Genomic DNA, 20238 nt, shown 5'->3' with positions numbered 1-20238 from the left:
GATGATCACGGGCATGGCCAGCCCCTTCTCGTCCTCCGCCCGCGGCCGCCAGGGCGTGCCCACGGCACCCACCGGTCAGGAGGTCGCGTCCTACGAGAGCTACACCGCCGCGCAGTCCGCGGTCGACTTCCTCTCGGACGAGGAGTTCCCCGTCCAGCACGTGACCATCGTCGGCACCGACCTGCGCATGGTCGAGCGGGTCCTGGGCCGGCTCACCTACGGCCGGGTCGCGGGGGCGGGCTTCGCCTCCGGGGCCTGGATCGGGCTGCTGATCGGACTCCTGCTCTTCCTGTTCGCGCCGCCCGAGGCGGGGCTGGTGACGATCCTGCCCGCGATCCTCATCGGCGGTGCGTTCGGGCTCATCCTCAGCCTCGTCAGCTACGCCGCGACGCGCGGACGCCGTGACTTCACCTCCGTCAGCCAGATCGTGGCCTCCCGCTACGCCATCTTCTGCGCGAGCGAGCACACCGGCCCGGTCCGCGAGGTCCTGCAGCGCAACCCGGAGGCAGCCCTCGGTCTGACGCGTCCCGGCTGGGGCACCCCCACGGGGGCGTCGCCGTCCGGGGCGGTCGTCGGGGCGCAGGGCGTGACGCCCGCCCCGGGCCGGGCGGCGCCCGAGGAGGCGCCGGCTCGGGTCAGCGGTCCCACGTACAGCGAGATGCTCGCCCGCCAGCGGCAGCAGGAGAGCGAGCAGCACGACGGCGGCCAGCACGACGGTGGCCAGCAGGACGGCGGCCGGGGCGAGGACGCCGGGACGGCGGTCGACGGGCCGAGGGAGCCGGACCAGGCCGGTCCCCCCCGCTGACGCCGAGGTCGAGCCGGACCGCCCGGTCGCCCCTCGGGGCGACCGGGCGGTCGCGCGTCCGGACCCCTCGGCTCAGCCCCTCAGCGCGGCCATCCAGGACTCGACGTCGTCCGGGGTGCGGGGCAGCATCCCCGACAGGTTCTCGCAGCCGTCGGCGGTGACGAGGACGTCGTCCTCGATCCGCACGCCGATGCCGCGGTACTCGGCGGGCACGAGCTCGTCCTCGCCCTTGAAGTACAGGCCGGGCTCGATCGTGAAGACCATCCCGGGCTCGAGCACCGCGTCCAGGTACATCTCGCGCCGGGCCTGGGCGCAGTCGTGGACGTCGAGCCCGAGGTGGTGCGACGTGCCGTGCACCATCCAGCGGCGGTGCTGGCCGCCGTCCTCGGACAGCGCCTCCTCCACCCCGACGCCGAGCAGGCCCCACTCCTCCAGCCGGGCCGCCACGACGCGCATCGCCGCCTCGTGCAGGTCGCGGAAGCGCGAGCCCGGCCGGGCGACGGCGAAGGAGGCGTCGGCCGCGTCCAGGACCGCCTGGTAGACGCGGCGCTGGACCTCGGTGAAGATGCCGTCCACGGGGACGGTGCGGGTCACGTCGGCCGTGTAGAGGCTGTCGACCTCGACGCCCGCGTCGAGGAGGACCAGCTGGCCGGGGCGGACCGGGCCGTCGTTGCGGGTCCAGTGCAGCGTGCACGCGTGCTCGCCGGCCGCGGCGATCGTCTCGTAGCCCACGCCGTTGCCGTCCTCGCGGGCCCGGGCCGCGAAGGCACCCTCCACGACCCGCTCGCCGCGCTCGTGCGCCAGGGCGCGCGGGAGGGAACGGACGACGTCCTCGAAGCCGCGCGCGCTCGCCCCGACGGCCAGGCGGAGCTGCTCCACCTCGTGCTCGTCCTTGACGAGCCGCAGCTCCGACAGCGCCACGACGAGCTCGTCGTCGGCCTCGGCGGCGTCGTCCTCGGGCGTCCCGGCGGACCGGCGCAGCTCCGCGACCCTCGCCGTCAGGGCCGGGTCGACGTCGGGCAGGACGCGCAGCGGGGCCCCGCCCGCGGCGAGCAGGTCGTCGAGCTCGGCGACGTCGCGGCACGTCAGGCCGAGCTCGGCCTCCATGTCGGCGAGCGACGGGCGGGCCCCCACCCAGAACTCCCCGTAGCGGGAGTCCGCGAAGAACTCCTGGGAGGTGCGGGGCGTCCGCGGGCGGAAGAGCAGCACCGCCTCGTGGCCGGCGTCGGCGTCCTCCGTCCCCGTGTCGTCCACCCCTCGGCCGGAGGGGCGCGGGTCGAGCACGAGGACGGCGTCCGGCTCGCGCTCGCCCCCCAGCCCGGTCAGGTGCACGAAGGCGCTGTACGCGCGGAAGCGGTAGTCCGTGTCGTTCGACCGCGTCTTGAGCGGTCCGGCCGGCAGCACGAGCCGCTCGCCGGGGAACAGGCGGGAGACGGCCTCGCGCCGCGCCGCGGCGTACGGGGCCGCCGGTGCGAGGCGGCCGGTCCCGTCGTCCCTTGCGCCGTCGTGCCGTGCGCCGTCGTGCCCTGCGCCGTCGTCGAGAGGGCCCCAGCCCGAGGCCATGAGCGCGCGGAAGGCCTCCGAGGTCGGGCGCTGCCGGTGGCTGCGCCGGGCCGCCCGCTCGGCCGGCGTCGCCGACGTCCTCGGCGTCCCGCTCCCGGCGGGGCGCAGGACCTCGCCCGCCTCGGCGCTCGCGCCCGCCGCGTCCTGCGCCGCCGGCGCCGGGGTGGTCGTGGTGGCCTGGCTGCTCGACGTGCTCGTCATGGGTCCAGGGTGCCACCGACGGACGTCCCCGCTGCCGCACCATGGGGCCGTGGGAGCAGCCGCCGTCCTCGAGCACCTGCAGCGCCAGGCGGGGACCTGCCGCACGCTGGGGGCGCCCTTCACGGCGGCCCTGTGCGAGGCGGCCGCGGAGGACCTGCGGCGCGCCGGCCCGGTGGCGGACGTCCTCGCGGGGGACGGCCGCGAGCCGGGGCCGTCCGCCCTGGGGCTGCGCCTGGTCGGGGCGCTGCAGCGCCTCGTGCTGGCGGGCGACGCGCCGGCGCTGGGACGCTGCTACCCGACCGACGCGCGGCCCGGCGGCGACCCGGCCGCGGCGGTCGCCCTGCTGCCCGCGGTGGTCGCCGAGCACGTCGAGGTGCTGCGGCGCGAGCTGGGCGCCGCCCCGCAGACGAACGAGGTGGGGCGCACGGCGGCGCTCTGGGGCGGCGTCCTCCGCCTGGTGGCCGAGGGGGTCGGCCGGGGGCTCCCCGGGACCGGACCCGCCGGGCAGGGCGGTGCTGTCCCGGTCCGGCTGGTGGACGTCGGCGCCTCCGCCGGTCTGCTCCTGCAGGCCGACCGGGTGCGGATGGTCGGCGACGACGGCAGCGCCTGCGGGCCGCCGGGCTCGCCGGTCCGGCTGGCCGCGGCCTGGGACGTCGCCCCCTGGTCGGGTCCGGGGGACGGGGGACCGGTCCGGGAGCCCCCGCCCACCCGGGTCGTCGCCCGCGAGGGCGTCGACGTCGCCCCGCTCGACGTCGCGCGCGAGCAGGACTCGCGGCGCCTGCGCTCCTTCGTCTGGCCCGAGCAGCGTGACCGCGTCCACCGCCTCGAGGGGGCGATCGCCCTCGCCCGCGCCCACCCCGTGCCCCTGCGGCGTGCCGGCGCCGGGGAGCTGGCCCGAGGGCTCGGGCTGCGCCCCGGGGTGGTCACGGTGGTGTGGCACGCCGTCGTGCGCCAGTACGTCCCCGCCGGGGAGCTGAGCGCCCTGGACGCCGCCCTGGTGCGGCTCGGCCGGGAGGCCGACGCCGCCGGCGGCGGCGCGCCGCTCGTGCACCTCGCGCTCGAGCCGGCTCGGCCCGTCGACGGCGGCCCGAGCCGGTTCGTGCTGTCCGCCACGGTGTCCGGTGCCCCCGGCGTGCCGCACGGCCCCCGCGAGCTCGGCGAGGCCGGGCCGCACGGCCCGCCCGTGCGGTGGTCCGGCCCGCCCGGACCGGGCCCCGGTGCGCCGGCGCCGGCCGAGCCCTCGCCGGCGCCGACCGGGCCCTCGCCGGCGCCGACCGGGCCCTCGCCGACGAGGCCGGTGCCGACGGGGCGGACGGGAGGCCCGGCCTAGGCTGGCGCGGTGATGATCGACCTCCACGCCCACTCGCGGGCGTCGGACGGCACGCAGAGCCCCGCGGAGGTCGTCGCGTCGGCCCGCGACGCCGGCCTCGACGTCGTCGCCCTCACCGACCACGACACGACGGCCGGCTGGGACGAGGCCGCCGCCGCCGCGACGTCGACGGGCGTGGCCCTGGTGCGCGGCACGGAGATCTCCTGCCACCACGGGGGCACGAGCATCCACCTGCTCTCCTACCTGCACGACCCGCTCGCCCCGGGCCTGCGGGCCGAGCTGGACCTCTCCCGCGCCTCGCGCCTGCACCGGGCCGAGGTGATGGTGGCCCGGATCGGCGCCGACCTGCCGCTCACGTGGGACGACGTCCTCGAGCAGGTGAGCGGCGACGCGACGGTCGGCCGGCCGCACGTCGCCGACGCGCTCGTCGCCAAGGGCCTCGCGCGCGACCGCGGCCACGCCTTCGCCACCGTCCTGTCCACCCGGTCGCCGTACTTCGTCGGCCACCACGCGCCGGACGCGGTGCAGGCGGTGCGGCTCGTCCGCGCCGCCGGCGGCGTGCCCGTCTTCGCCCACCCCCGTGCCGTGCTGCGGGGCCGCGTCGTCGCGGACGAGGTCGTCGCGGAGCTGGCCGACGCCGGGCTCGTGGGGCTCGAGGTGCACCACCGTGACCACGACGAGCCGGCGGTGCGTCACCTCGCCGACCTCGCGGGGGCCCTCGGCCTCCTGGTCACCGGCTCCAGCGACTACCACGGCGCGGGCAAGGACAACCGGCTCGGCGAGCGCACCACCGCCCCCGAGGTGCTCGAGGCGGTCGAGGCGCTGGGGACGCTCGAGGTGGTCCGGGGCTGAGGTGCCCGCGGGTCGGCCCGCGTCAGCCGTCGGCCGGGGTCTGCCCGGTGCGCTCGCCGGCGTCCCGTGCGGCCTCGCGCAGGCGGCGTCGCGCGTCCTGCAACGGCGGGGGCTCGCGCAGCGCGGGGACGAGCCGCTGCAGCCCGCCGACCCCACCGCGGAGCCCGCGCAGCGCCGCCGTCGCGGCCGCGTCCACGGCCGGTCCGACGACCGGGAGGTAGGGGAGGGCGTACAGGCGACGCGCCCAGGGCGGCAGCAGCGCCAGCGACAGCCCCCCGAGGGACGCCCAGAGCGGACGCACGGGCGTCGCCAGCGCGACGAGCGGCGGCAGCGGCGGCACGAGGACGCGGGCGACGGCGTCCCGCGCCGCCGGGCTGGAGCGCAGGACCGGCCGGTAGCCGTCGATGGCGTCGGCGAGCTCGCCCCTGCTGGCCGGGGCGCGGTCCGTGGGGACGCCGACGAGCTCGGCGGCGCGCACCTGCTCACGCACGTAGGCGTCCGCCTGCGCGTCGTCGACCGGTGCCCCGGCCCGCCGGGCGGTCGTCAGGAAGCTGTCCACCAGGCAGCAGTGCACCCACAGCAGCAGCCGGTCGTCCGAGGCCGCGTAGGGCAGGCCGGTCTCCGGGTCGGTGCCGTGCACCACCTCGTGCACGGCGCGGACCCGCGCACCGAGCGCGCGGGCCTGCGCGGACGTCCCGAACGTCGTCGTCGCGACGTACCCGGCCGTCGTCGTCAGCCGGCCCCACGGGTCCTCGCGGAAGCGCGAGTGCTGGTCGACGCCCGCCATCGCCAGCGGGTGCAGCGCCTGGAGGAGCAGGGCGCGCAGCCCCGCGACGCCGGCGACCGGGTCGGAGTGCAGCCGCCACGTCACGCTGCCGGGTCCGAAGAGCCCCGGGTCGCCACGGCCGTCAGGGGGCCCCGCGCGCGGCCCCCGGCCCCCGCCGGGTGGTGCGGACCGGGCGTGCGCCCGGCCCCCGGGGCTCATGCGGCGCCGGGGGAGCGGAGCTCGAACCAGACGCACTTGCCGGTGCGGCCGTCGTCGTGACGGGTGTCGGCCAGCCGGGAGCCCCAAGCGCTGGACAGCATCTCCACCAGCTGCAGGCCCCGTCCCCCGACGTCCTCGACGTCGGGGTCCTGCGGCCGGACGGGCGCGCCGCTCGCGTCGTCGACCTCGACCCGCACGACGCCGTCCTGCGACATCTGCGCGTGCACGTGCACCGGCGGACGGCCGTGCCGGACCGCGTTCGTGACGAGCTCGGAGGCGAGCAGGAGGGCGGTGTCGACCGCGTCCTCGTCGCTGGACCAGGAGCGCAGCGCCTCCTCGAGCAGGTGGCGCGCCCGCGGCACCTCCGAGGCGTCCGCCTCCAGCTCCGCGATCAGGTGCACGTCGGGATTGTGCACCACGCCGCTCGGCGCGGGCCCCGGCAGGGTCGCCGGGGCCCGCCGGCGCCGATCAGCCCTCCCCGCCGCCCGGCTGGCCCGACCCGCCGCGACCGCCGCGGCGACGGCGGCGACGGCGGGGTGCGCCGTCCTGCTCGCCCGTCCCCTCGCCCCGCTGCGCCGTCGCCGTCGCCGTGGTGCCGGGGCGGCCGCCGCCGGCGAGGGCTCCGCTCTCCAGGGCTCCGCCCTGCTGCGGGGGAGCGCTCGGGGCCGTCGTCCCGGCGCTGCCCGCGCCGCCGTCCGCCCCGGCCTGCGCGCCGCCGCCGGAGCCTGCGCCGGACCGGGTCCGCCGACGGGGACGCCCGTCGCCGTCGCCGTCCCCGGTCCGCCGTCGCCCGCCGTCCTGGCGAGCGCCGCGAGCGCCCTCTCGCCCGGCGTCGCGGCCGCCCTCACGGCCGGCCTCGCGCCCGCCCCGGGGGCCGCGACCCGTCTCGCCGAGGTCCTCGAGGGTCTCGGCGTCCAGCCCGGCCCGGGTCCGACGGCTGCGCGGCAGCCGGCCGGTGGTGCCCTCGGGGATGCCGAGGTCGGTGAACAGGTGCGGGGAGGTCGAGTAGGTCTCCACCGGCTCGGGGATGCCGAGGCCGAGCGTGCGGTCGATGAGGCCCCAGCGCGGCACGTCGTCCCAGTCGACGAAGGTGACGGCGATGCCCTTCTGGCCCGCCCGGCCCGTCCGGCCGATGCGGTGGACGTAGGTCTTGTCGTCCTCGGGGCACTGGTAGTTGACGACGTGCGTGACGTCGGTGACGTCGATGCCGCGGGCGGCGACGTCGGTGGCGACGAGGATGTCGACCTTGCCGCCGCGGAAGGCGCGCAGGGCCTGCTCGCGGGCGCCCTGCCCGAGGTCCCCGTGCAGCGCCCCGGCGGCGAACCCGCGCTCGACCAGGTCGTCGGCCACCTTCGCGGCCGTGCGCTTGGTCCGCGTGAAGACGATCGTGAGCCCGCGACCCTCCGCCTGGAGGAGGCGGGCCAGGACCTCGACCTTGTCCATGGCGTGCGCCCGGTAGACCAGCTGCCGGGTCGCCTTGACGGTGGCGCCGGTGTCGTCGGGCTCGCTGGCGCGGATGTGCGTCGGCTGGGTCATGTAGCGCCGCGCCAGGGCGACGACCGGTCCCGGCATGGTGGCCGAGAAGAGCATCGTCTGGCGGCCGGCCGGCGTCATCGCGAGGATCTTCTCGACGTCGGGCAGGAACCCGAGGTCGAGCATCTCGTCGGCCTCGTCGAGGACGACGCAGCGGGCGTTGCCCAGGCGGAGCTTGCCCTGCTGGGCGAGGTCGAGCAGCCGGCCGGGCGTACCGACGACGACCTCCACGCCCTTCTCCAGCGCCTCCAGCTGCGGCTCGTACGCGCGGCCGCCGTAGATCGTCAGCACGCGCGCCGACCGGTTGGCCGCCGCGGCGGTGAGGTCGCCGGAGACCTGCACGGCCAGCTCACGGGTCGGGACGACGACGAGCGCCTGCGGGTCGCCGGGGGCGAGGACCGCGTCCCAGCCCTCCTCGCCCGGGCCGACCACGCGCTGGACGGCCGGGATGCCGAAGCCGAGCGTCTTGCCCGTCCCCGTCTTGGCCTGGCCGATGATGTCGTGCCCCGACAGGGCCACGGGGAGGGTCATCGCCTGGATGGGGAAGGGGCGCTCGATGCCCTTGGCGGCGAGCGCGTCGGCGATCGCCGGCTGCACGCCGTGGTCGAGGAACGTCGGGGCCAGGAGCGCCGGGTCGGGTGCGGGTGCGTCGAGCGTCTCGACCGCGACGTCGTCGACGCCGGTGCCGTCGGCGGTGTCGTCCGTCTGGGGCTCGGTCGTGGTGCCTGAAGTCATGGGGTGAGGACCTTCGGGTCGTCGTCGGGCCGGGCCGCACGCGGGCCGGGCGCTCCAGCGCTCCGCACCACACGGGCCCCACGCGCCGGGTCGGCGCCGATCGCTGCGACGACCGGGCATGCGTGTGCGCGGTAAGGATAACCGGCTCCCGCCGGGCGGGCCCGGAGCGGCACGTCCGGGCGGTGCGGGAACGGCACGTCCGGGCGGTGCGGGAGCCCCGGGTCCGGGCGGCGCGGACCCGCCCCGGACACGCCGGAGGCCGCCGCCCCGGTCGGGACGACGGCCTCCGCGGGCGGGTGCCCGGTGGTCAGCGGCGGACGGACCTGCGCCCGCTGGTGCCGGCGACGATCGCCACGCCGATCACGGCCAGGACCACCTGGATGATGAGCGTCAGGAAGCTGAACCCGGGCTCGTCGTTGATGGCGTTCCCGATGAACCCGCCGATGAAGGCCGCCACGAGCCCGATCAGGAGGGTCAGCAGGATGCTGATGTCCTGCTTGCCGGGCAGGACGAGCCGGGCGAGGGCGCCGACGACGAGCCCGACGATGATGGCGCTGATGATGCCGCTGACGGTCATGGTGGTGCCTCTCCGTGGTCGACGTCACCGCGGATCAGGCGCCCGACGGGCGCCCGGTGGCGTCTGGTGATCACACGGTGGCAGAGCACCCCCGTCGGCGCGCGGCGACGCACCGCGCCGCGGACGGGTCAGGAGGCGCCGAAGCCCACCCGGCGCGGGCCCTCGGCCCCGATCTCGACGTAGCCCAGCACGCCCGCCGGGACGACGACGCGGCGGCCGCGCTCGTCCTCCAGCTCGAGCGCACCGCCGCCGCTGACGGCGGCGTCGACGGCGCTGCGCACGTCGTCGGCCGACTGCGTCGACTCCAGCACGATCTCCCGCGCCACGTTCTGCACGCCGATGCGGATCTCCACAGCTGCTCTCCCTCGGGTCTGCTCCCCGGGTCCCGACGGGCCCGGCTGCTCGCGGTGGGCGGGCCCGGGAGGGCGCCGGCGACCACCGCCTCCGGCGAACCTAGCCGCGCGGTGGCGCGGGACCGCACCCGGAGGCGGGCTGTTCGCCGCGGGCGCACCGACGTCGGCGGCGCCCCGCCGACGACCGGTCGGGCGCCCGTCCACCGCCGCGCCCGGCGACCGGTCGGGTCACCCACCGGGCTGGCGGGGGAACCCGCGCAGGCCGCGCCAGACCAGGGAGGCGATGAGGGCCGCGGCCTCCTCCCGCGGGACCTGCCGCCCGCTCGCCACCCACGACCGGGCCGAGACCTGCGCCGACCCGGCCAGGGCGACGGCCAGCACGTGCGCCGCCGGGCGCGGCAGCCCCGTGTCGGCGGCGACGACGTCCGTGATGGCGGCCGCGCAGGCCTCGTCGAGGGCGTCGAGGCGAGCGCGGACGCCCGGGTCGTTGGTCAGGTCCGACTCGAAGACGAGGCGGGCGCCGTCGTCCGCGTCGACGAAGGCGAAGTAGGCGTCGATCGTCGCGGAGACGCGGACGCGGTTGTCCTCGGTGCCGGCGAGCGCCCGGCGCACCGACGCCTCCAGCTCCGTGCAGGCGTGGTCGACCACGGCGACGTAGAGGTCGCGCTTGCCGGGGAAGTGGCGGTAGAGCACCGGTTTCGTGATGCCCGCGCGCCGGGCGATCGCGTCCATCCCGGAGGCGTGGTAGCCGGCCCGCGCGAACACCCGCTGCGCCGCCGCGAGCAGCTGCGCCCGGCGGTCGGCCCGGCCGAGGCGGCCACCCGGTCGCCCCGGGACGTCGTCCGGGGTCTCGCCCCGGGTCTCCTCCTGGTTCTCCTCGCGGGGCTCCTGCCGGGTCTCCTCGCGAGGCTCCCGCCGGGCCGCCGGCTGGGCGTCCTGATGGGCGTCCGGCTGGACGTCCGGATGGGCGTCCGGCTGGACGTCCGGATGGGCGTCCGGCCGGGCCGCCGGCACGGCCGGGACCCCTGGGGCGTCCTCGGGGGGCTGGTCCACGGGTCGTCCCTCCTCGGCCGGGCGCGGCGCCCGCCTGCCGGGGCGCGGCCGGCGCCGATCGTAGGGTCGCGCCCGTGGTGAGCAGCAGGGTCGTCCGCCGACGTCGCCAGGTGCTCGCCGGCGCGCTCGTCGTCGGCGTCGCGGGCGTCGTCCTCGGCGTCGCCCTCGGTGGGGAGGACCCCTCGGACGAGGCGGGTGGGGAGCAGGTGCAGGCCGCCGTCGTCGAGCAGCGCGCCGGTGACGGCACGGCCCCGTCCCCGGGGGCGACCACCGGGACGGCCACGAGGGCGGGCGACGGGGGCGCGCAGCCCGCGGGGGAGTCCTCGGGTGGTCCGGACGGCAGGTCCGCGGCCGCGGCGGGGACGGACCCGGACCGTGCCGCCGGGGTGCTGTCGCCCGAGGTCCCCGACGCGGCGAGCGGCCGGCTCGTCGCCGTGCCGGGCGCCGAGGACCCGGGGGGTGGCGCGCCGGCCGACGCCGAGGTCGTCGGTGTGCGGGTCCTCGTCGAGGAGGGCCTGCCCGCCGACGCGGGGGCGGTGGCGGGGACCGTCCTGGACGTGCTGCAGGACCCGCGGGGGTGGGCGCAGGACGGCTGGGCCTTCGCGCGCACCGACGGCGCCGAGGGGTCACGGCCCGTCGACGTCGACGTCGTCCTCGCCAGCCCCGACCTCGCGGAGGAGCTGTGCGCGCCGCTGGACACGGACGGCGTCCTGTCCTGCCGTACCGGCGACCGCGTGGTGCTCACCTGGTACCGCTGGGTGCGCGGCGCCGAGGCGTACGGCGAGGACCGGGAGGACTACCGGCGCTACCTCCTCGCGCACGAGGTCGGCCACTTCCTCGGGCACGGGCACGAGCGGTGCCCCGGCCCGGGCGAGCCGGCGCCGGTGATGCTCCAGCAGACCAAGGGCCTGCAGGGCTGCACCCCGAACCCGTGGCCGCACCCGTGAGCCCGGGGGTGGGTCCGGGGGTGGGCCCGGGGGTGGGTCCGGGGGTGGGTCCGGCGGCGGAGGCGTTCGCGCCCCTCGTGGCGCCGGGCCCGCCGCTCACGCCGGAGCAGCGGCGCCGGGCCGCGCGCCACCTCGTCCTCACCGAGCTGGGGGAGGAGGGGCAGCGGCGCCTGGCGGCCGCGCGCGTGCTGGTCGTGGGCGCGGGCGGGCTCGGGTCGCCGGTCCTGTCCTACCTGGCCGCCGCCGGCGTCGGGACGGGGGGGCGTGGCGCCCTCGGGGTCGTGGACGACGACGTCGTCAGCACGTCCAACCTGCAGCGGCAGGTGGTCCACGGGGCGGCCGACGTCGGGCGGCCGAAGACGGCGAGCGCGGCGGACGCGCTGCGCGCGCTCGACCCGGCCGTCCGCGTCGTCGAGCACCGGCAGCGGCTCGCCGACGCCCGCTCCGCGGAGGAGCTGGTCCGCGGGTACGACCTCGTCGTCGACGGGGCCGACAACTTCGCCACCCGGTACCTGGTCGCGGACGCCTGCGGGGCGGCGGGCGTCCCGGAGGTCTGGGGCTCGGTGCTGCGCTGGGACGGGCAGGTCAGCACCTTCTGGCCCGGGCGCGGCCCGACCTACCGCGACCTGTTCCCCCGGGCCCCCGCCGAGGGCTCGGTGGCGTCGTGCGCGCAGGCCGGGGTGCTCGGGGCCGTGTGCGGCGTCGTCGGCTCGGTGATGGCCGCGGAGGTGGTCAAGCTGGTGACGGGCACGGGGCGCCCCCTCGTGGGGCGCGTCGTCGTCCTCGACTCCCTCGCCCTGACCTGGCGCGAGGTGACGGTCCGCGCCGGCGGGCGGGAGGCCGCGGCCCGGCGCGGCGGTGCGGGCGCCGGCCCGGGAGCACGGCCCGCCGAGGACCGGCCGGGGGCGGCGCGCGGGGACCACGGCCAGGTCGTCGCCGCGCAGCGCCCCGGGGTGCCGGAGGTGGCGCCGGAGGACCTCGACGCGCTGCTGGCGCGCGGTGCGGCGGTCGTCGACGTCCGCGGCGAGGCCGAGCGCCGGGCGGCGCCGGTGCCGGGCGGGGTCCGGGTCGACCTGCACGAGGTGCTGGCCGCGCCGGGCTCGTCGCCGGCCGCGCTGCGCCCCGACGGTGCCCTGGCCGGCCTGGAGCGGACCGCGCCGGTCGTCGTCGTGTGCTCCACGGGCGTCCGCTCGCTGCTCGCGGCCGAGCAGCTGCAGGACGCCGGCTTCACCGCGGTGCTGCACCTGCGCGGGGGCGTCGCCGCCTGGCTGGAGCGGGCGTGAGGGGCGGGCCCACGTGGGAGGAGGACGTCGTCGACCTCGTCGCCCAGGTACCGCCCGGCCGCGTCCTGTCCTACGGCGACGTGGCCGAGCTGCTGGGCCGCGGCTCGGCCCGCGGCGTCGGCCGGACCATGCAGCTCGCCGGGTACCGCGTGGCCTGGTGGCGGGTGGTGCGCGCCGACGGCGGCCTGCACCCGCCGCTGCGCGAGCGCGCCGCCGCGGAGCACGCCCGGGAGGGGACCCCGCTGCGGCCCGACGGCCGCGTCGACATGGCGCGCGCACGCTGGGACGCCGAGGGGGTACGGCTGCCGTGAGGGCGCCCCGGACGGACCCGTCGGGGACCGGCCGGGCGGGCGGAGGGCCGGCGGGAGGGGCCGCGGCCGTCCTCGGCCCCGGTCGGCGGGCCTCGCCGGTCCGTCTCCTGCCGGTCCGGTCCCTGCGGGACGGGTCCTGTCGGTGGCGTGTGCTGGGGTGAGCGCCATGGACGAGCGGGGCCGTGAGCGCGCGGCGGGGGCGCGCCGTCCGTCGCTGCGGCTGGTCCGGCGGCGGCGGCCGGCCGCGCCCGCCCCGGAGCTCGACCCGGCGCAGCGGTCGGTCGTCGAGGCGGGGCCCGGCGGCGGGCCCGTCGTGCTCCTCGGCGCGCCGGGCACGGGGCGCACGACGACGCTCGTCGAGCTGGTCGCCGCCCGCGCGGCGGCGGGCGCCGACCCGTCCTCGCTGCTGCTGCTGGCGCCGGGGCGCCTGGCCGCGGCCTCGCTGCGGGACCGGGTGGGGGAGCGCGTCGCGCGCACGTCGGTCGAGCCCGCCGCCCGCAGCTGGCACGCGTACGCGTTCGCGCTGCTGCGGCGGTCCGCGCTGGAGCGCGACGAGCCCGCGCCGCGCCTCGTCTCCGGGCCCGAGCAGGACCGCGCGCTGGCGGACCTCATGGCCGGGCACGCGGCCGGCCACGGCCGCCCACCGGCCTGGCCGGCGGCCGTCCGGCCCGCGCTGGGGCCGACGGGCGGCGGCCTGCGGGGGCTGCGCGACGAGCTGCGCGACCTCGTCATGCGCTGCTTCGAGCGGGGCGTCACCCCCGAGGAGCTGGAGGGGCACGGACGCCGGGTCGGCCGTCCGGAGTGGGTCGCGGCGGCGTCGGTGCTCGCCGAGTACGAGGAGGTGGCCGCCCTGCGCGGCGGGGAGGCGCTGGACCCGTCGGCGCTCGTCGACGCCGCGGCGCGGCTGCTGGAGGACGACGAGGAGCTGGCGGCGCGGGAGCGGGCGCGGTGGTCCCTCGTCGGCGTGGACGACGCGCAGGAGGCCGGGGCCGCGGTCGCGCGCCTGCTCGACGCGCTCGCGCCGCCCGGGGCCGCGGGGCCCGACCTCGTCGTCGCGGGGGACCCGGACGCCACGACGCAGTCCTTCCGCGGCGCCGACCCGGGCGTGCTCGCCGTCCTGGCGGGCCGCTCGCGGGTGGTCGTCCTGCCCACGCGGCACCGGGCCGGGGGCGCGGTCGCCGCCGCGGTCCGCCGGGTCGCCGAGGGCGTGCCGAGCGCGGGGCTCGTGGCGCAGCGCCGCGCCGCGGACCCCGGGGACGACCGGCCCACCACCGTGGAGCGCGCCGTCCTCGCCTCCTCCGCCGCCGAGGGGGCCCACGTGGCGCACGTGCTGCGCGAGGCGCACCTGCGGCGGGGTGCGGCGTGGGAGGACATGGCCGTCCTCGTCCGCAGCGCCGGCCGCACCGGGCCGCTGCGTCGCGCGCTCGCCGGCGCCGGCGTCCCCGTCGACGACGCGGGCGGCGCCCTCCCGGTGCGCGACGAGCCGGCCGTGCGACCTCTGCTCCTGGCGCTGGCGGTGGCGTGCGACCTCGCCGACGGGCGGCGCGACGCCCTGGACGCGGACGCCGCGGTGGAGCTGCTCACCTCGCCGCTCGGCGGGGCGGACGCCGTCTCGCTGCGGCGGCTGCGGCGCCGGCTGCGGGCGGCCGAGCGGGCGTCGGCCCCCGGCGACACCCCGCGCGCGGGCGACGAGCTGCTCGTCGAGCTGCTCGCGGACCCGGCCGGGCCGGCCGCCGCCCTCCTGCTGCCGTCCGGCGACGGCGGAGCGGGCGCGGGGACGAGCTCGGCCGAGGACGTCCCGCCCGACGTCGTCCCCGCCGCCCGCGTGCTGCGCGCGCTGGACGCCGCCCGTGCGGTGGTGCAGGCGTCGGCCGGTGCGGCGGGACAGGCACCAGGAGGGGCGCGAGGAGGGGGCCCGACCGGTGCCCCGCACCTGCCGGAGGGGAGCCCGGCCGACCCGGGGGACGCCGAGGAGGTCCTGTGGGCCCTGTGGCAGGCCACGGGGCTGTCGGCGCGCTGGTCGGCGCAGGCGCTCGCCGGCGGCGAGGCGGGGCGGCGGGCGGACCGCGACCTCGACGCCGTCGTCGCCCTGTTCGAGGCCGTGGCCCGTTTCGCGGACTCCGCCGTCGTCCGCGGGCCACGGGCGCTGCTGGCCCAGCTCGGCGGTCAGGACCTGCGGGCCGACACGCTCGCCGAGCGCGCCTCCGCGGGCGGGCGCGTGGCGCTGCTCACGCCCCAGGCGGCGTCGGGCCGCGAGTACCGGCTCGTCGTCGTCGCCGGTCTGCAGGACGGCGTCTGGCCGGACCCGCGGGTGCGCGACGGCCTGCTGGGCGCCTCGGCGCTCGTCGACCTGCTCGCCGGCCGCGGAGACGGCTCCGGGCGCGGTCCCGGCGCCCGCGCGGCCGTCCTCGCCGACGAGCGGCGCCTGCTGCACGTCGCCGTGTCCCGGGCGTCCGAGCGCCTCGTCGTCACCGCCGTCGACGACGGCGAGCAGCGTCCGTCGCCCTACCTCGACCTCGTGGCGCCCCCGCCGCCCGGCGCGCAGGACGAGCTCACGAGGACACCCCGCGCCCTCACCCTGCCGGCGCTCGTCGCCGAGCTGCGGCAGGCGCTGGCCGCGCCCGTCCCGCCGGGCGGGCCGGCCGCGGAGGAGGACGCCCGTCGGCGCGCCGACGCGGCGGCCGAGCTGGCCCGGCTGGCCGCCGCCGGCGTCCCCGGCGCCGACCCCGACGACTGGTACGGCCTCGCGCCGCTGTCCGACGACGGCCCCCTCTCCCCGGGGGCGGAGCCGGTGCCCGTCTCGCCGTCGAAGGTCGAGGTGTTCGGGCGGTGCCCGCTGCGGTGGGTGCTCGAGGCGTCGGGCGCCGTGCCGCACGAGTCCTCGGCCGCCGGCACGGGCACGCTCGTCCACGACATCGCGGCGCGGCACCCGGACGCCGACCGCACCGCGCTGGGCGCCGAGCTGGACCGTCGATGGCACGAGCTGGGGCTGCGCGACACGTGGCCGGGACGGCGCGAGCGCCGGACGGCCGAGGAGGTGCTCGACCTCCTGGCGCCCTACCTCGCGGGCGCGGGAGGCCGGGACCTGGTCGGCACCGAGGTGGAGGTGCGCGTCGCCGTCGGCCGGGCGCTGCTCACCGGCCGCGTCGACCGCCTCGAGCGGGACGAGCAGGGACGCCTCGTCGTCGTCGACCTGAAGACCGGGACGCCGGCCAAGGGGGCGGACGTCCCGCGCCACCCCCAGCTCGGCGCCTACCAGGCGGCCGTGGAGGCGGGTGCCTTCGTCGGCGTCCCGGGCGCGGAGGGCGAGCGCCGCAGCGGCGGGGCCGTGCTCGTCAACGTCAAGCCCCCGCGCCGGGAGGCCAAGGAGCAGCGCCAGCCCCCGCTGGCGGCGGACGAGCAGCCGGGCTGGGCGGCGGAGCTCGTGGGGACGACGGCCGAGGGCATGGCCGGTGCGGCCTTCCCCGCGCGCGACGGCGACCTCTGCCGCACCTGCCCCGTGCGGACGTCCTGCCCCGTGCGCGACGAGGGCCGGCAGGTCGGCCGATGACCTCCGGTCAGGGCGCTCCGCGGTCCGGGGGGACGGCGTCCGAGGGGCCGTCGTCGCCGGCGCAGGGAGAGCTCGACCTCGACCTGCCCGGCGGGGGCGCTCCCGCGTCGGCGCCGCCCGGGGCACCCGACGCCCTGGCCGTCGCCCGGCTGCTGCGGCGCCCCCCGCCCACGCCGGAGCAGCGGGCGGTCGTCGAGGCGGGCCTCGAGCCGCTGCTCGTCGTCGCCGGCGCCGGCTCGGGGAAGACGGAGACGATGGCGGCGCGCGTCGTCCAGCTCGTCGTCACCGGGCAGGTGGCCCCCGACCGGGTCCTGGGGCTCACCTTCACGCGCAAGGCGGCGGGAGAGCTCGCCGAGCGGGTCCGGGTGCGGCTGCGCGGCCTGCGCGCCGTCCTCGCGGCCGACGGCGGGGCGCAGGCCCTCGCCGTCGTGCCCGAGGGCGAGCCGGTGGTCGCGACGTACCACTCCTACGCCGCCTCGGTGCTCGCCGAGCACGGCCTGCGGGTGGGCGTCGAGCCGGGCGCGACGGTGCTCGGCGAGGCGGCCGCGTGGCAGCTGGCCTCGGACGTCGTCGGGGGGTGGACGGGGGAGCTGCCCGGCGTGGGCAGCGCCGTCCGGACGGTCGTCACGGCGGTTCTGTCCCTCGCCGGCGAGAGCGCCGAGCACCTCGTCGACCCCGACGACCTCGACGCGGCGCTCGGCGCCGTCCTCGAGCGCGTCGGGCGCCTGCCGAAGGACGACGCCGGCGGCGCGCCGGGTCGGCCGACGGGACGGGTCGCCGACGTCCTCGGCGTGCTACGCGCGCGGCGGGCGCTGGTGCCGCTGCTGCGGGAGTACGCCCACCGCAAGGCCGCGGCGGAGGTGCTCGACTTCGGCGACCAGGTACGGCTCGCCGCGCACGTCGCGACCGGCGCGCCCGCCGTCGGGGCGGTCGAGCGCAGCCGCTACGACGTCGTCCTGCTCGACGAGTACCAGGACACGAGCCACGCCCAGCTCGAGCTGCTCCGCGCGCTGTTCGGGGGCGGGCACCCGGTCACCGCCGTGGGGGACCCCCACCAGTCCATCTACGGGTTCCGGGGCGCCAGTGCCGGGACGCTGCAGCGCTTCCCCCGGCTCTTCCCGCGGCGCACCGCGGGCCCGGTGGAGCGGGACCGGCAGGAGGGCGACGACGGCGCGCCGGCGCGCGTCCTGCACCTGTCGACGAGCTGGCGCAACGACCATGCGGTGCTCTCCGCGGCCAACGCCGTCTCCGCGCCCCTGCGGGCGCCGTCGGGGGTCCGGTCGGGGGAGGGGCCGGGGGAGGGTGCGGGTGCGCCCGCGGGCGTGGACGGCGACCCCCTCGTGCCGCCGCTCGCCGCCCGTCCGGGCGCGGGGGGCGGCGAGGTACGCCTGGCGTGGCACGGGGACTCCTCCGTCGAGGCCGACGCGGTGGCGGACGCCCTGGCCGTCGCCTGGCACGGGCGGGAGGGGGGCAGCGGCCCCGGCGGGCGTCCGACCGCCGCGGTGCTGTGCCGGCGTCGCGCCCAGGTGCCGGCGGTCGAGGACGCGCTGCGGGCCCGCGGCCTGCCGGTCGAGGTCGTCGGCATGGGAGGGCTGCTTACCCGTCCGGAGGTGCTCGACGTCCTCGCGGTGCTCGCCGTGCTGGACGACCCGGGGCGCGGGGACGCGCTCGCGCGCCTGCTGACGGGACCGCGGTGGCGCCTCGGGCCGCGCGACCTGCGCGCGCTCGGGCGCGAGGCGCGCCGGCTCGGCCGCGCGGCCGCCGGCCTGCCGGACGACGCCGAGGACCCGGGGCACGCCGGTGACGCCGTCGGGGGCGACGTCGGCGGTGATGACGGGGGAGGAGCGGCCGAGCGGCCCGAGCCGGCGGAGGCGGCCGGCCTCGTCGAGGTGCTCGCCGAGCTGGCGGGGGACCACCCCGACGGGCGGCCCCGGCGCGGGCTGTCCGCCGCGGCGCACGCCCGCGCCGTGCGGCTCGGGCGTGAGCTGGGCGCGCTGCGCCGGCGGGTCGGGCAGCCGCTGCCCGACCTCGTGGGCGACGTCGTCCGCACGACCTCCCTCGACGTGGAGCTCGCCTCGGCGCCCGGTGCGACCCCGGGGGGTGCGCGGGCCCAGCTCGACGCCCTCGTCGAGGTGGCGGCCGCCTTCGCCGCCACCGGTCGGGGTGCGGCCGGGTCCCCGGTGGGGGCCTTCCTCGCGTGGGTCGACGCCGCGGCCGAGCGCGAGCGCGGCCTCGAGCAGGCCGAGGTGGAGGAGCCGGTCGGCGAGCCCGACGAGGTCGCGGCCAGCCGCACGGCCGTGCAGGTGCTCACCGTGCACGCCGCCAAGGGCCTGGAGTGGGACGTCGTGGCCGTCCCCGGCCTCTGCGAGGGCGTCTTCCCCAGCGGCACCCGCGCCGGGGCCCCGGACACCGGCAGCGGGTGGCTCGTCGGGCTGGGCGCGCTGCCGTACCCGCTGCGGGGGGACGCCGGCTCGTTGCCGGTGTGGGGCGAGCCGGGCGCGACGTCGCTCGCGGACCTCACGGCCCGGACGGCGCGCTTCCGCGAGGACTGCGGCGACGCCGTCGTCGAGGAGGAGCGCCGCCTCGCCTACGTCGCGCTCACGCGGGCGCGCCGCACCCTCCTGCTGTCGGGCGCGACGTGGCTGCCCGGGCGGACGACGGCGTCGGCGCCGTCCCGCTTCCTGCGCGAGGTGGCGGACGCCCTCGGGGAGGACGTCCGCGACCGGCTGGACGCCGCCGTCGCCGCGGCGACCGCCGACGCCCCGCGACCCGAGCCGGCGACGGCGCCGTGGCCGGACGCGTCGGGGCCGGCGCCGGCGCTCGCGACGGCGGCCGAGGCCGTCCGCGCCGCGGCGGCCGAGGTCGGGGCCACCCGCCGGACGCCCTGGTCCGACGAGGTGGACCTGCTGCTGGCGGAGCGCGACGCGGCCCGCCGGGCGACGACCGACGTCGAGCTGCCGCCCCACCTGTCGGCCTCGCGCGTCGTGGCCCTCGCCCGTGACCCCGCGGCGCTGGCCCTGGCGGTCCGTCGCCCGGTGCCGTCGGCGCCCGCGCGCGCCGCCCGCCGCGGCACGGCCTTCCACGCCTGGCTCGAGCGCCGCTGGGGTGCCACCCCGCTCGTGGACCTCGACGACCTGCCGGGCGCGCAGGACGAGGGCGCGGCCGGCGACGACGCCCTGCCCGCGCTGCAGGCCGCCTTCGAGGCCTCGGAGTGGGCGACGCGGGTGCCCGTCGCCGTCGAGGTGCCGGTCGAGACCACCGTCGACGGGACCGTCCTGCGCGGCCGGGTCGACGCCGTCTTCGCCACCCCCGGCGGCGGCTACGAGGTCGTCGACTGGAAGACCGGGCGCCCACCGGGCCCGGGGGAGGAGCGGGCCGCCGCCGTCCAGCTCGCCGTCTACCGGCTCGCCTGGTCGCGGGTGACCGGCGCACCGCTGCAGGACGTCTCCGCCGCCTTCTTCTACGCCGCGGCGGGCCGCACCGTCCGGCCCGTCGAAGGGCTGGACGAGGAGGCGCTGCTCGACGTCCTGCGCGCCGCACCCTTCACGGGATGACGTGACGAGGCACCGCGTCGCGCGGACCTGCTCGGGGCGCGGGGCGGGACGTGACCGGGCTGCTCCGGCTCGTCGGCGGGGCCGTCGCCGTCCCCGTGCTCGCCGAGGCCGGTGTGCTGCCCGCGAGCGCAGCCGGCGTCGTGCTGGTGGTCGGGCCGTCGCTCCTCGCGGTCGGAGGCGCTCGGCGGGCGGACCTGCCGTCGTCGGTGGAGCGCTGGTCGTCGCGCCCGTCGTCGCGGACCTGCTCACCGCCCTCGCCGAGCAGCGCAGAACCGGCTCGTCGGACCCGCCGGCGCCGTGCGGGTCCTCGCGCCGAGGAGGTGGCTGCACCTCACGCCGTTCTTGCGGAGCCTGGCGCAGCCACCCTCGCGTCGGCCCGCGGTCCGCCGCGCCGACCGCTTCGTCGGGCTGCGCGCCCGTGGCGCCGCAGCGCCGAGGGGCAGCACCACGGGTCTCGACGGACCGGCGCGGACGACATGGGCGGGGCCGAGGCCGACGACGCGCCCCCTGTCGGCCGGCGCCGTCCGACGCCTGGCCCGCGACGCCCAGATCGTCCCCAGCCGTCCTCGGCACCCGCTCCGAACCCCTCGACCTCGTCCGCACCCC

General features: G+C 79.5%; 15 protein-coding genes. 8 read left to right on the top strand and 7 right to left on the bottom strand.

The window, feature by feature from the left end:
* Positions 1-13: 13 nt before the first annotated feature.
* Positions 14-805: a YflT domain-containing protein gene (locus WDZ17_RS06355; RefSeq protein ID WP_339574295.1), complete on the top strand. Its 792-nt coding sequence runs from the start codon at positions 14-16 to the stop codon at positions 803-805.
* Between the two features lie 72 nt (positions 806-877).
* On the opposite strand, the gene WDZ17_RS06350 is transcribed toward WDZ17_RS06355, so the two are convergent.
* Positions 878-2569 carry an aminopeptidase P family protein gene (locus WDZ17_RS06350; RefSeq protein WP_339574294.1) on the bottom strand — a complete coding sequence of 564 codons (1692 nt, stop codon included), beginning with the start codon at positions 2567-2569 and terminating at the stop codon, positions 878-880.
* A 49-nt stretch (positions 2570-2618) separates the two neighbouring features.
* On the opposite strand from WDZ17_RS06350, the gene WDZ17_RS06345 reads away from it, so the two are divergent.
* Both WDZ17_RS06345 and WDZ17_RS06340 read left to right on the top strand, forming a co-directional pair.
* Positions 2619-3899, top strand: coding sequence for a DUF2332 domain-containing protein (locus tag WDZ17_RS06345; RefSeq protein WP_339574293.1), 1281 nt, complete (start codon positions 2619-2621; stop codon positions 3897-3899).
* A 9-nt stretch (positions 3900-3908) separates the two neighbouring features.
* Entirely contained in the window at positions 3909-4751 is an 843-nt protein-coding gene (locus WDZ17_RS06340; protein ID WP_422631853.1) for a PHP domain-containing protein, read from the top strand.
* Positions 4752-4773: 22 nt separating this feature from the next.
* Here WDZ17_RS06340 and WDZ17_RS06335 read toward each other — a convergent pair whose 3' ends face one another.
* The 6 genes from WDZ17_RS06335 to WDZ17_RS06310 form a co-directional block, all read right to left on the bottom strand.
* Positions 4774-5622, bottom strand: coding sequence for an oxygenase MpaB family protein (locus tag WDZ17_RS06335; protein ID WP_339574291.1), 849 nt, complete (start codon positions 5620-5622; stop codon positions 4774-4776).
* A gap of 110 nt (positions 5623-5732) precedes the next feature.
* A complete protein-coding gene (locus tag WDZ17_RS06330) occupies positions 5733-6137 on the bottom strand; it encodes an ATP-binding protein (protein ID WP_339574290.1) in 405 nt (134 codons plus the stop codon).
* 67 nt (positions 6138-6204) lie between these two features.
* Entirely contained in the window at positions 6205-8004 is a 1800-nt protein-coding gene (locus WDZ17_RS06325) for a DEAD/DEAH box helicase (protein WP_339574289.1), read from the bottom strand.
* A 307-nt stretch (positions 8005-8311) separates the two neighbouring features.
* Positions 8312-8581 (bottom strand): GlsB/YeaQ/YmgE family stress response membrane protein, encoded by a 270-nt coding sequence (locus WDZ17_RS06320; protein WP_339574288.1) that lies wholly within the window; start codon positions 8579-8581, stop codon positions 8312-8314.
* Positions 8582-8709: 128 nt separating this feature from the next.
* Positions 8710-8934 carry a DUF3107 domain-containing protein gene (locus tag WDZ17_RS06315; protein WP_339574287.1) on the bottom strand — a complete coding sequence of 75 codons (225 nt, stop codon included), beginning with the start codon at positions 8932-8934 and terminating at the stop codon, positions 8710-8712.
* A gap of 228 nt (positions 8935-9162) precedes the next feature.
* A complete protein-coding gene (locus WDZ17_RS06310) occupies positions 9163-9720 on the bottom strand; it encodes a TetR/AcrR family transcriptional regulator (RefSeq protein WP_422631860.1) in 558 nt (185 codons plus the stop codon).
* A gap of 341 nt (positions 9721-10061) precedes the next feature.
* On the opposite strand from WDZ17_RS06310, the gene WDZ17_RS06305 reads away from it, so the two are divergent.
* The 5 genes from WDZ17_RS06305 to WDZ17_RS06285 all read left to right on the top strand — a co-directional run bounded on the left by WDZ17_RS06305 (position 10062) and on the right by WDZ17_RS06285 (position 19632).
* On the top strand, positions 10062-10934 hold the full coding sequence (locus WDZ17_RS06305) for a DUF3152 domain-containing protein (protein ID WP_339574285.1): 873 nt from the start codon (positions 10062-10064) through the stop codon (positions 10932-10934).
* 44 nt (positions 10935-10978) lie between these two features.
* The gene (locus WDZ17_RS06300; protein ID WP_339574284.1) at positions 10979-12217 is read left to right on the top strand and encodes a ThiF family adenylyltransferase; all 1239 of its coding nucleotides are present in this window, start codon (positions 10979-10981) and stop codon (positions 12215-12217) included.
* Positions 12214-12528: an MGMT family protein gene (locus WDZ17_RS06295; RefSeq protein WP_339574283.1), complete on the top strand. Its 315-nt coding sequence runs from the start codon at positions 12214-12216 to the stop codon at positions 12526-12528. The genes WDZ17_RS06300 and WDZ17_RS06295 overlap by 4 nt, the downstream gene beginning before the upstream one ends.
* A 166-nt stretch (positions 12529-12694) precedes the next feature.
* Positions 12695-16078 (top strand): ATP-dependent helicase, encoded by a 3384-nt coding sequence (locus tag WDZ17_RS06290; protein WP_339574282.1) that lies wholly within the window; start codon positions 12695-12697, stop codon positions 16076-16078.
* Positions 16075-19632: an ATP-dependent helicase gene (locus WDZ17_RS06285; RefSeq protein WP_339574281.1), complete on the top strand. Its 3558-nt coding sequence runs from the start codon at positions 16075-16077 to the stop codon at positions 19630-19632. Before WDZ17_RS06290 ends, WDZ17_RS06285 begins: the two co-directional genes overlap by 4 nt.
* Positions 19633-20238 lie beyond the last annotated feature (606 nt).

It is taken from the genome of Pseudokineococcus basanitobsidens, assembly GCF_037482545.1.
Classification (GTDB): domain Bacteria; phylum Actinomycetota; class Actinomycetes; order Actinomycetales; family Quadrisphaeraceae; genus Pseudokineococcus; species Pseudokineococcus basanitobsidens.
The sequence above is the reverse complement of the archived record's forward strand: the minus strand, read 5'-3'. Positions and strand labels throughout refer to the sequence as shown.